This window comes from Proteus mirabilis ATCC 29906 (assembly GCF_000160755.1).
GTDB classification, from domain to species: domain Bacteria; phylum Pseudomonadota; class Gammaproteobacteria; order Enterobacterales; family Enterobacteriaceae; genus Proteus; species Proteus mirabilis.
In genome coordinates this window covers 513,857-526,098 of the sequence record NZ_GG668578.1, presented here as the reverse complement: position 1 = coordinate 526,098, position 12,242 = coordinate 513,857, and the positions used below count along the sequence as shown (strand labels likewise).

The window sequence follows — 12,242 nt, the reverse complement described above, 5'->3', positions numbered from 1 at the left end:
GAAATCAAGAAAAAAACCCTATTACCGAAGTAATAGGGCAGAAAGGAACAAATAAATTAGATACAAGTAAGTGGGGGTTTAACGCGAGCTGTTACGTAACAGAAGATAAATTTCTTCGTTGCCACGTTTAATGTTTAATGCAAGAACCGGTGGTTTAGCATCGATGGTTTTACGTAAGTCACCTAAGGAGCCAATTGGCATATTGTTGATACCAATAATAAGGTCGCCTTTTTGTAACCCCGATGCTGCCGCCGCTGAGCCTTTCTCCACAGAATCTACAGCAACCGCTTTAACTTGTTTGTTAACATAGTTACTGAGCGTTGCCCCTTGAAGTGCGGGAGAGAAGTTATCCGCTCGCGTTGCATCTGCTGATTGTTTCTCTAGTGTAACTTTGACATCCATTGGTTTTCCTTGGCGGATCAAACCAATCAGGATCTCTTTACCTGGTGGTGTTGTACCAACTTTTGCTTTTAATTCAGCAAAGCTATTAATGCGTTTACCATCAATAGAAATAAGGACATCACCTGGTTTTATACCGGCTTTAGCTGCGGAAGAGTCCGCCAATACTTCACTGACAAAAGCACCGCGTTGGGCATCAATTTTAAAGGATTTCGCTAAATCAGCATTCATTTCAGTGCCGCGAATACCTAAAATACCGCGTTTTACTTCACCATGTGTAATCAGTTGTTGGCTGAGATCACGCGCCATATTACTTGGGATCGCGAAACCAATACCAATATTGCCACCACCTGGTGCTAAAATTGCGGTATTAATACCGATAAGTTCACCATTGAGATTAACTAAAGCACCACCAGAGTTACCACGGTTAATTGATGCATCAGTTTGAATAAAGTTTTCTAACCCTTCCAGATTTAAACCACTACGACCTAAGGCTGAAATAATACCGGAAGTCGCGGTTTGACCTAAACCAAATGGATTACCCACAGCAACCGCAAAGTCACCAACACGTAATTTATCCGAGTCAGTCATTTTAATGGCGGTTAAGTTATTGGGTTTCTCAATTTGTAGCAGGGCGATATCTGTTTGTGGATCGCTACCAATTAATTTGGCGTCAAATTCACGGCCATCATTAATTTGGAGTTGAATTTTATCGGCTCCATCAACAACGTGATTATTGGTTAATACATAACCTTTTTCAGCATCAATAATCACCCCTGAACCTAAGCCTTCAAAAGGGCGGATGCTTTGTTGTTGTGAAGGAAAATTTGGACCAAAGAAAAATTTAAACTCTTCTGGAACCTGCTGGCTTTGTACTCGAGTTCCAGAAACATGCACACTGACCACAGCGGGCAAGACTTTTTCTAGCATTGGAGCCAAGCTAGGTAGTTGTTCTCCAGATGGCATTACCGAAGGCAGGGCAGCCATACTGGTTGCCGGGAGAGTAGAGAGTGATAAACCAACACTCATCGCTAATGCGCTAAGTAGTAATTTTCTTTTTTTAGTCAACATGAATATGAGTCTCTTGATATTGTTATCAAAAATATTTATTGCTCAATATGAGCTCGATGTTACTAAGACATATAGAAATAAAGGAAAGTTCATTGGTAAGCTATCAGTAGGGCTTTCTTTTACATGGATTTACAAGACAATAGCTATCTTTAAACCGTCCCATTAAATCATTAACTTTTTACAAAATAATATAAAATAAACGCCACAATAGTTGTGGCGTTTGTGTGTTAATCATCTTTTTTATCGGTAGGTCTAAATAATCCAGATGCCCCTTCGGAATAATCCCGTGGCGGCATTTTGATCGGGGATTGATCATTGGCTGCCTCTGATTCACTTAACCGATAATTAAATGGGTTATCTTGAACAGGCATGTCTGGCATTAACTCATTGGAGCTTTTTGCCATGTGTTGATAAAGTTGGCGGTAGTCTTTCGCCATATTGTCCAGTAGTTCAGCACTTCGAGCAAAGTGGCTGACAAGCTCGTTGCGATATGTATCAAGTTCTTCTTTTTTAGTATCTAATTCTGCTTTTATAGCATCTTGTTGGCGCATGGTTTTATTACCATAACGCATTGCCAGTGCGCCGATAATAAGACCAACAACTAATCCAATCAGTGCATAAACCCAAACCATGGCAACTCCTTTTCATCTAATAGTGAGGACGATGGATTCTTATAACATCATAACCGCTAAAAGGCATGGGTGGAATAATATCCTTAAGCTTAATATGAAAATTCCTGTGTTACATCGATGTTAAAACAATTCTTACTGCTTATAATAGAGGCATTCGCAAGGTATTTACTTATGTCAAAATTTTAAGGATAAGAGAGCATCCATGACCGTTAGCACGCCATTATCACTTTATGAAACCGCGTTACAGCAGGGGGATTATCAACCTGATGAGGTTCAGCGACAAACCGTTCTCCATCTGCAACAGTTATACCATGCATTATTAAACCGGACATCACCAGAAAAAAGTTCTATTACTCAGCGGTTGTTAGGAAAGTTTCGTGCGAAAAAAAGCACAATTGTCCCTGAGCGTGGTGTTTATATGTGGGGAGGGGTTGGGCGAGGTAAAACCTGGTTGATGGATATGTTCTATCAAAGCTTACCCACAGAACGAAAACTGCGTCTGCACTTTCACCGCTTTATGTTACGGGTGCAAGATGAATTAAAAGGCTTACAAGGGCAAGAAAATCCACTGGATATCATTGCTGACGGCTTTAAAGCGCAAACCGATGTACTCTGTTTTGATGAGTTCTTTGTTTCAGATATTACTGATGCGATGATTTTAGGAACATTACTTGAAGCGTTATTTGCCAGAGGTATTACTTTAGTGGCGACATCTAATATTCCCCCTGATGATCTCTATCGCAATGGACTACAACGAGCACGTTTTTTACCTGCTATAGAACAAATAAAAAACCATTGTGAAATTTTGAATGTTGATGCGGGGATTGATTATCGCTTAAGAACATTAACTCAAGCCCATCTATTTTTATCTCCATTAACAGAGCATAACCGCCAGCAAATGGATAAAATTTTTACTCAGCTTGCCAGCAGTAGTGAAGTTGTATTCGCGCCCACATTAACCATTAATCATCGTCCAATGGTAATGAGAAAAGTGGCTAATGGTGTACTGGCGGTTAACTTTGATACGTTATGTGTACAAGCGCGGAGTCAACTTGATTATATTGAATTATCAAAGCACTATCACACTGTGTTGCTTTATGAAATGGTGCAGATGGGGAGTAGAAATGAAGATGTTGCCCGTCGTTTCTTAGCATTGGTTGATGAGTTCTATGAGCGTAAGGTGAAACTAATTATTAATGCTGATGTTGAGATGAGCGAGATTTATCAAGGGCAATTTTTACGTTTTGAATACCAACGTTGTTTATCGCGTTTGCAAGAAATGCAAAGTGAAGAGTATCTTTCACAGCCTCATCTCGCTTAATTGTTAAAGAAACTCTGTTTTGATTATGGTAGGATGGCGCTCATTGTAACGCTTGATGCTATTGATTGTTATAAAAATGGCAAAACGGTACTTATTAAGTGATTACAATCGCTTTGGCAAGGGAGAATGCTTCTCTTCAGGTGGTAATAGTTGATGACAGAGATGGCGAGTAGGCTAACAAAAATAGCGCCATAAGGTATTTTTTGCTGAAATATTGAAAAAGAATCCAATTGTTTTTCAATTATGACTCGATTTTTTTTTCTGACTTCTCTATAATCTTGCGACCCCACGTTGCAGCAAGTTTTTTATTTCCCAAAAAACTCGCATTTTAGAGTCAGCAGTGCTACTCGAAGGGGTAGGTTTGCTGGACACAAGAGTCGTGTGAACCTCAATAGCATTTGAACCGAGTGTTCACCAACGTGTAACTAAACATTGGGTAATTTTCAATAATGAAAACTTTTACAGCTAAACCAGAAACCGTAAAACGCGACTGGTATGTTGTTGATGCAGACGGCAAAACTTTAGGTCGTTTAGCAACTGAAATCGCACGCCGTTTACGCGGTAAACATAAAGCGGAATACACTCCGCACGTTGATACTGGTGACTACATCATCGTTTTAAACGCTGAGAAAGTAGCGGTAACTGGTCATAAACGTACTGACAAAGTTTACTACCGTCATACTGGTCACGTAGGTGGTATCAAGCAAGCGACTTTCGAAGAGATGATCGCCCGTAGTCCTGAGCGTGTAATCGAAATCGCGGTAAAAGGCATGCTGCCAAAAGGGCCTCTGGGTCGTGCTATGTACCGTAAACTGAAAGTTTACGCAGGCGCTGAGCACAACCACGCGGCACAACAACCGCAAGTTCTGGACATTTAATCGGGATAATAGGCAATGGCTGATAATCAATACTACGGCACAGGTCGCCGCAAAAGTTCTTCCGCACGTGTCTTCATTAAGCCAGGTAGCGGTAATATCGTAATCAACAAACGTAGCCTTGAAGTTTACTTCGGCCGCGAAACAGCACGTATGGTTGTTCGTCAACCGCTGGAATTAGTTGATATGCTTGGTAAACTGGATTTATATATCACTGTTAAAGGTGGTGGTATCTCTGGTCAAGCAGGTGCGATTCGTCACGGTATCACTCGTGCACTGATGGAGTACGATGAGACTCTACGTTCTGATCTGCGTAAAGCTGGTTTCGTTACCCGTGATGCGCGTTCTGTTGAACGTAAAAAAGTGGGTCTGCGCAAAGCACGTCGTCGTCCACAGTTCTCAAAACGTTAATTTGTTATCTTTTAGATATCAATTTGATGTTGAAAAACCCGTCTTTACAGGCGGGTTTTTTTATTTTTAAAATTGTTTTGAAAATGTGGTGTTGTGGTCGAAAAAAGCATGGATTAAAAGCAGATCAAAAATACGTTTTTTTAGAGTTTAATCCTTAATATCTTTTTTTTATGATATTATAAACTTAGTTTTTGTGTATATTAGCAGAATGAATTGAATTATTCGCATTGTTCACCCTAAGTGACATGAAATCTGATAGAATAGCCTGCTTTAGTGTCTTTCTTTCGACGATTTCTTAATGCTGCATGCTGCCTATGGCCATTTTACTGTGGTTAATGTCCATAAAGAATTTGACAGTCATACCAAAACTATTATGACAAATTGATATTGTGATTGTTTTGGTATTGCTTGATTATGATATGTGCCGCAAAGACAAACGGTTTTTTGAACCTGTAAAATACAATTATCTTAGGATAAGACTATTATGCAGGTGGTACTCAATGTCGTACTCAATGAAGTTAAGTTATTTATAACTTTTTAAGTTAACGGCATGAGTCTGTTTGTCTTGTAGGAATGGGGGAATGGAAGATGCATAAGCATGTTTGTTCCTTTAATTGATTAACTTGGAGGTTTTCATGGCTGTCGCTGCCAACAAACGTTCGGTAATGACTTTGTTTTCCGGTCCGACTGATATTTTCAGCCATCAGGTCAGAATTGTCCTTGCGGAGAAAGGTGTCAGTGTTGAAATTGAACAGGTTGAAGCTGGTAATCTTCCACAAGATCTTATCGATCTTAACCCGTACCAGAGTGTGCCGACTTTGGTCGATCGTGAACTGACTTTATATGATTCACGTATTATTATGGAATATCTTGATGAACGCTTCCCTCATCCTCCTTTGATGCCAGTGTATCCTGTTGCTCGTGGTAGTAGCCGTTTAATGATGCATCGCATTGAACAAGATTGGTACTCTTTAATGAATGTTATTGAAAAGGGTAACGATCAACAAGCTAATGCAGCACGTAAACAACTCGCCGAAGAGCTATTGGCGGTATCTCCGGTATTTAAAGAATACCCTTATTTTATGAGTGAAGAGTTTAGCTTAGTGGATTGCTACCTAGCTCCTCTCTTATGGCGTTTACCTGTATTAGGCGTGGATTTAAGCGGTGCAGGTGCGAAAGATGTACAAATTTATATGCAACGTGTTTTTGAGCGGGATTCTTTCCTTGCGTCATTAACCGAAGCAGAGCGCGAAATGCGTTTACCTTCAAGAGGATAATAGAGCATGGAGATTAAGGATATGTCTCCGCGCCGTCCGCATTTATTGCGTGCGCATTATGATTGGATCCTTGAAAACGAGTTAACCCCCCACTTAGTGGTAGATGTTAATGTCGTGGGTGTTCAAGTCCCTATGGAATATGCGCACGATGGTCAAATCGTACTAAATATTTCTCCTTTTGCGGTAAGTCATCTTGAATTGATGCCGCATCAGGTACTATTTAGTGCAAGCTTTGGTGGTGTACCTCGTAAAGTGCGCGTACCTATGGCGGCTGTAATAGCAATATATGCGCGAGAAAATGGTGCGGGTATGATGTTTGAGCCAGAGCCAGCCTATGAGGAAGGTTATACACCATCATTGGTGGATGATGAGCAGCAAGACGGCAGTTCAGCTTCGGCCACTGAAGGACTGTCTTTAGTGAAAGATGAGACACAGGCTGAAAACCCATCTTCTCCAGATGATGATCCTGAGCCTCCTCGCCCAACAGGTCGCCCATCATTGCGTGTAGTGAAATAAATAACGTTTTTATTTTCATTGCATAAAGCCCAGTTAAATGCTGGGCTTTTTTATATCTATTTGATTTTTCAATTAACGCTATTTTTGCACTAGCAAACTAATAGCCGTAAATAAATATTGACCAATCTCAGGTGTCATCCATGTACCTTTAGCGATTTCATGATCAGTTTGATAAATGGTACGGATCTTGGCCTGAATATCACTATCACCCTGTGTAAACTGATTGAACATATTTAGCCACATCTTAGCGAGGTTTTGCACCTGCTCTGAATCTGCTTTTTCTCCGCAAGTGAGTGCATTATATAATCCAGAAATAAGCTCAGGCCAGACACTGCCAGCATCAAAATAGTGCTGATGTACTACGGCAAATTGTTCCGGAGTCAGATGAGGTTTAAAAACAGATAATTGATATTCGCTAAAGCCTTTAGCAACAAAATCTATCATCTGTTTAGTAATACCGGTAGCCGTCGCAAACTTATCATCAGAAATATGCATTTTATTTAAACGGACAAAAAAGTCGGGATTTCCCCCAGTATCTTTCTCTAAAGCTATCATCCACTCTCTTGAAACTTGCATCGCTTCATTTGAATCGGCAGATTTACCTTGTTTAATCAAATTATTGACGATTGAAATACGCTGTTGCCATGCTTGGCTTTTTAATGTGTGCGCAGTATAGAGGGGTAACTGCGCTAACTCAGAATAAGTAAAATATTTATCGTACATAGACATCATCTCCAATAAAGAAAACCAGTCATGTTGCGTAAATGGAGTGCCTGTTTGTATTTGTTGTTGAACATGCTCTAGCTGATAACGCAATTTGGCAATTTGTTGCATTTGCGTGGTTAATTGGCTAATGCGCTCTTCAATTAAACAAGCTATCTCTGCACTATGACCATTAAGAATATGACCGATGTCTTTCAGTTTGACGCCAATTTGACGTAGCATTTGAATTTGCGTTAATCGCTCTATGCTTTTCATATCATAGAGTCGATAACCTGCATCGGTTCTTGCAGTCGGTTGCAATAAACCTATCTCTTCATAATGATGGAGAGTACGGACTGTTAATCCCGTCTTTTTAGCGATCTCTCCTACTTGAAATAGCATATCTTCACCTCCTGTATGTCATGCAGGTTAAAACCTCACGTAACGTAAGGGTCAATAGGTTAATTTAAATTTTTTTGTACGATAAAACAGCATAAAAAAACGCCCTATAGTGATATAGAGCGTTTTAATGAGTCAATTAAATAAAAGAGATTATTTCAGTAATTCTTCTAAACAACCCGTGTAAAGATTTACCGCAGTCATCAGTTGTTGTTCATCAAAATCAAAGCCTGCTTGGTGATGTCCGGCAGTTCTATCGGCACCAACAATAAAGTAAAGAGATTTACCACCACAGCGTTGTACTCGTTTTGCTAACACCGTTGCATCTTCACTTCCGCCGAATGGACGGGTTGGGATCGCAGTGAGTTCTGGGTGTTTACCCACCACTTTGGCCATCACATCAATCAGTTCTTGGTCATTGGTTAAATCAACCGCTTCCCCCATCACTTCGCTTTCCATTTCTAATTGGAAGCTATGTGCGGCACCTTCTGCCATACGTACAGCATTGGCAGCCATAAAGCTATTGATCTCTTCATTTTCACCACGCACTTCGATTTGCATTTCGGCATTGGCAGGAGTGACGTTACGACCTTCACCGGCTTTTAATACCCCAATATTAATACGAGACATCCCCTTACCATGGCGAGAGATCCCCAGCATTTGTGTTGCGGCATGGCAAGCGCCTGCTAATGCGTTACGACCTAGCTCTGGCTCTGCCCCCGCATGAGAAGGCGTACCTTTAAAACGGAAATCATATTTAGTGGTACATAAAAAATGTGTTGGGTTAAGAACGATTTCACCACTATTGGCGATAAAGCCTAAGTGTGAGCCTAAGAAGTAATTTGCATCATCAGCAATGCCACTTTCCGCCATTGCTCTTGCACCACGAACGCCTTCTTCTGCGGGTTGGAATAAAATTTTTACTTTACCGCTCACTTTATCTTTATTGTCGACTAACCAGTGAGCAACCCCTAAACCAATAGTAATATGACCATCATGACCACAAGCATGCATTTCGCCAGGATGACAAGAGGCGAAATTTTCTACTTGTGGACGATGTTGAGTCTCTGTTGTTTCTGTTACCCCAACACAGTCAATATCAAAACGCAGTGCAACAGTAGGCCCTGGTTTGCCACTATCGAAAATAGCGACACAACCCGTAAGCTCTTGCATTTCATCAAGCAGTGCTTCGTCAACATGGTGTTTTCTTGCTACCGCCAATCCTTTTTCAACCACCTGACGACGGCGTCCAAAAGCAAAGTCTTGGTTAATAACTTCAGGGCCGACTTTAACTTCTAATCCTAAGCCACGTAGCACTTTGACGATTTTGGCAGTGGTTAAAAATTCAGACCAGCCAATTTCAGGGTATTGGTGAAATTCGCGACGCCATTTAATTAATTGTTCTAGTGAAACTGACATAATCATTTCTCCACTTATAACATGAATAACGCAACAGCGATGACGCCGATAATCATACCCGGTGCAGTACGTTTTGCGATTTCCATAGGGTTGATATTGGCAAGACCAGCACAAACAATGGCTGCCCCTGCTAATGGTGACATTGTACGACCTAATGCGCCTGATAATGCTGCTGCCATACCCATGTCAGGAATTTCATAACCAAATTGTGCAGCGTGTGGTGTGACGGTTTCGTTGAAAGCAAATGCTGCAGCATCACCAGAGCCAGTAATAATCCCCATTAAGAATGGCCCTAATGTACCACCCCAACGGGCAAATTCAGGTGAGTGAGTTAAGAAGTTGATAAAGGCATCAATCAGACCTGATGCTTTTAGACCGGCTGCAAATACGGCTGCTGCGATAATGATCCCCAGCACATCCCCATAAGCATTACCCATCCCTTTAAAGAACTCTTTAGTAATTTGAGCCGGATTGGTTAATGTGATGATCAGTGCATAAATAGCACCAATTAACATTGCTGCTGGCACAGATAGTTTAAAAGTACTAAATGTTTCGAAGAAAGGCAGTATTAATAGAATTAATGGGATAAAAGGCGCAGTTGCATATAAATAATTAGGGCGTACTGCTTCTGGTGTTGCTTGAGAAGATGAGTTGGCGACATCTGTGGCTACAGAAGAGACTTTAAACTCTTTTTTCACTAAAGCGACAACAGCGAGTGAAACAGCTGCTATTGCTCCTGCCATTAAACTATATGGGCTATGGCGAGCGATTAAATCGACGACTTCCATATTGGCCATATTCGCCACAAAAGCGTTATGTGACATACCAGGGCTTAACATGGAACCGATAGTACCACATAACACCGCACCACCTGCGATTGCGGGGTGAATACGTGCCGCGATTAATAACGGAATAAGTGTTGCACCAACGGCCGCTGCACATCCGGCTGCTGATGGGATCGCAATATTAATAAAATAAGTGACGATCACGGTTGCTGGAATAAGAAAGAAACCAAGACGAGTCAGGACTTTTGATAAAACATGGACTAAGTGCATATCGCACTTGGTGTATTTCATCACGTAGGCAAAACCCATACTTGAACAGATAGCTTGAATTAATGATGATGAAACCATGCGATCACTAAATGCAGTGAAAGCATCGAGCGGTGTCAGACTTAAAATACATAACAATAAGCCGGCACCGATCAATACCATACGGGTTTCATATTTTTTTATTAGCAAATAGACCGTTACGATAATAACGGCTACGGCTATAAGTTGCATCACCATGGTGATCCCCTAGTTAATTATGACAATGTGCTTAATGAATAAAATAACCCAATATCAATAAGTTATATTTTTCGGTAAAGTTATCAGGTAATTCCATTATGAAGTTGCTAGGCTGACAATATTTGATTGTTATCAAGTTTGCGCACTGAAATAAAATCTATTTTTTTAGACTGTGATGTTATTAACAATTGCAGTCAAATAATGATGGACAAAAATTAGCGTAAAAGTTAAATAAAAACAGATAAAGTAAAAATTAGGAAAATAAATTAAATTAACTATAGAGCATAGATGTTATTTTTATACAAAATAAAACAACTATTTTTTGTAGAAAGGTGTTGGAGGAAATTATTATTAAACAATAATGAGAATAATTATTAAAATAGTTGTTTTTAGGAGGGGATAATTAATATTTATAATAGTTAAAAATAAATTACCCCATTTTAATAAAACAGGGTAATTTATAAATAAAATTGTATTGTTACTATTTTAGTATTAAAGATAAGTAATATTGAATATTGCTATCTTTAACAAGATAAATAACGCAAGATCCCTTCCGCTGCTTCTCTTCCTTGTGCTATCGCGGTGACCACCAGATCGGAGCCTCTTACAATATCACCTCCAGCAAACACCTTAGGATTGGTCGTTTGCAAAGGTAATAGTGGATCATCATTAATAATAATTCTACCCGATGATGCGTATTGAATATTATTTTCATCTAACCACGGATAGTGTGCAGGTTTAAAACCAAATGCAAGAATAACCGCATCTGCGGATAATATATGTTCGCTGCCTTCTATATATTTTAATTCCCCGTTGGTTTGTGTTTTTATTACACGAACACCGATGACGTTATTATTAGCATCTACTTCAATATCAAGGGGTTGGCGATTAAATAAAAATTCGCCACCTTCTTCTTTGGCATTTTTTACTTCACGTTTAGAGCCGGGCATATTATTTTCATCGCGACGATAAACACAAGTTACTTTAGTGGCACCTTGGCGAATAGCGGTTCGTACACAATCCATCGCCGTATCCCCACCCCCTAACACCACCACGTGCTTTTTATTGAGGTCGATATAAGGTGATTGGGGATCTTCTGCATAACCCATTAAATGGCGAGTATTACCAATTAAATAAGGTAAGGCATTATAAACCCCCATTGCGTTCTCATGGGCAAAATGACCACTCAAACTTTGATAAGTACCCAAGCCAAGGAAAACAGCATCATATTGCTCCGTCAGTGTTTTTAGTGAGATATCTTTGCCTATTTCTGTATTAAGACAAAAGGTTATTCCCATTTCGCTAAATAACTCGCGTCGTCTTACCATCAGCGATTTTTCAAGTTTAAAAGAGGGAATACCGAAAGTGAGTAATCCACCGATTTCAGGGTGTTTATCATAGACTACGGGTTTTACTCCTTGGCGGATCAGCACATCAGCACAAGCCAATCCCGCAGGGCCTGCACCAATAATGGCGACTTTTTTATCTGTCATGGTGACTTGAGACAGGGAAGGGCGCCAGCCCAGCGCAAAGGCGGTATCATTGATATAGCGTTCTATATTACCAATAGTGACCGCACCAAATTCATCATTTAACGTACAAGCGCCTTCGCATAATCGGTCTTGTGGACAAACACGACCACAGATTTCCGGTAAGCTATTGGTTTGATGAGAAAGCTCTGCTGCTTCTATTATTCGTCCTTCATTGGCTAATTTTAGCCAATTAGGGATATAGTTATGCACCGGGCATTTCCATTCACAATAAGGATTACCACAGTCTAAACAGCGATCGGCTTGTGCAGAGGCTTGCTCAGCAGAAAATGCCTCATAAATTTCGACAAACTCAATTTTACGCACAGCTAACGGCTTTTTAGTCGGTTCAACGCGATTTAAGTCGATAAATTGATACACATTCTGACCCATCATTTTTCT

Annotated in this window: 11 protein-coding genes; 5 read left to right on the top strand and 6 right to left on the bottom strand. The window is 40.3% G+C overall.

What is annotated here, in order from left to right; genetic code table 11:
* Positions 1–78: 78 nt before the first annotated feature.
* Together degQ and zapG are read right to left on the bottom strand one after the other, a co-directional pair.
* Positions 79–1,470, bottom strand: coding sequence for a serine endoprotease DegQ (gene degQ, locus HMPREF0693_RS10375; protein WP_004245289.1), 1,392 nt, complete (start codon positions 1,468–1,470; stop codon positions 79–81).
* 227 nt (positions 1,471–1,697) lie between these two features.
* Positions 1,698–2,102 carry a Z-ring associated protein ZapG gene (gene zapG / locus HMPREF0693_RS10370; RefSeq protein WP_004245287.1) on the bottom strand — a complete coding sequence of 135 codons (405 nt, stop codon included), beginning with the start codon at positions 2,100–2,102 and terminating at the stop codon, positions 1,698–1,700.
* Positions 2,103–2,304: 202 nt separating this feature from the next.
* Between zapG and zapE the strand changes: the two genes are divergently transcribed.
* The 5 genes from zapE (at position 2,305) to sspB (ending at position 6,502) form a co-directional block, all read left to right on the top strand.
* Entirely contained in the window at positions 2,305–3,423 is a 1,119-nt protein-coding gene (zapE, locus tag HMPREF0693_RS10365) for a cell division protein ZapE (RefSeq protein WP_004245286.1), read from the top strand.
* Between the two features lie 449 nt (positions 3,424–3,872).
* Positions 3,873–4,301 carry a 50S ribosomal protein L13 gene (gene rplM / locus HMPREF0693_RS10360; protein ID WP_004245285.1) on the top strand — a complete coding sequence of 143 codons (429 nt, stop codon included), beginning with the start codon at positions 3,873–3,875 and terminating at the stop codon, positions 4,299–4,301.
* A gap of 15 nt (positions 4,302–4,316) precedes the next feature.
* Positions 4,317–4,709 (top strand): 30S ribosomal protein S9, encoded by a 393-nt coding sequence (gene rpsI, locus HMPREF0693_RS10355; RefSeq protein WP_004245284.1) that lies wholly within the window; start codon positions 4,317–4,319, stop codon positions 4,707–4,709.
* A 635-nt stretch (positions 4,710–5,344) separates the two neighbouring features.
* Positions 5,345–5,986: a stringent starvation protein SspA gene (gene sspA / locus HMPREF0693_RS10350; RefSeq protein WP_004245282.1), complete on the top strand. Its 642-nt coding sequence runs from the start codon at positions 5,345–5,347 to the stop codon at positions 5,984–5,986.
* Between the two features lie 6 nt (positions 5,987–5,992).
* On the top strand, positions 5,993–6,502 hold the full coding sequence (gene sspB, locus HMPREF0693_RS10345; protein ID WP_004245280.1) for a ClpXP protease specificity-enhancing factor: 510 nt from the start codon (positions 5,993–5,995) through the stop codon (positions 6,500–6,502).
* A 78-nt stretch (positions 6,503–6,580) separates the two neighbouring features.
* Here the strand turns inward: sspB and HMPREF0693_RS10340 are convergent, their stop codons facing one another.
* From HMPREF0693_RS10340 to HMPREF0693_RS10325, 4 genes are all read right to left on the bottom strand, one after another.
* The gene (locus tag HMPREF0693_RS10340; protein WP_004245279.1) at positions 6,581–7,606 is read right to left on the bottom strand and encodes a MerR family transcriptional regulator; all 1,026 of its coding nucleotides are present in this window, start codon (positions 7,604–7,606) and stop codon (positions 6,581–6,583) included.
* A gap of 150 nt (positions 7,607–7,756) precedes the next feature.
* Positions 7,757–9,022 carry an amidohydrolase gene (locus HMPREF0693_RS10335; RefSeq protein ID WP_004248927.1) on the bottom strand — a complete coding sequence of 422 codons (1,266 nt, stop codon included), beginning with the start codon at positions 9,020–9,022 and terminating at the stop codon, positions 7,757–7,759.
* Positions 9,023–9,036: 14 nt separating this feature from the next.
* The gene (gene dcuC, locus HMPREF0693_RS10330; protein WP_004245277.1) at positions 9,037–10,311 is read right to left on the bottom strand and encodes a C4-dicarboxylate transporter DcuC; all 1,275 of its coding nucleotides are present in this window, start codon (positions 10,309–10,311) and stop codon (positions 9,037–9,039) included.
* A gap of 524 nt (positions 10,312–10,835) precedes the next feature.
* Complete coding sequence (locus HMPREF0693_RS10325) at positions 10,836–12,233, bottom strand: FAD-dependent oxidoreductase (RefSeq protein ID WP_026090455.1); 1,398 nt, start codon at positions 12,231–12,233, stop codon at positions 10,836–10,838.
* Between the last annotated feature and the right edge of the window lie 9 nt (positions 12,234–12,242).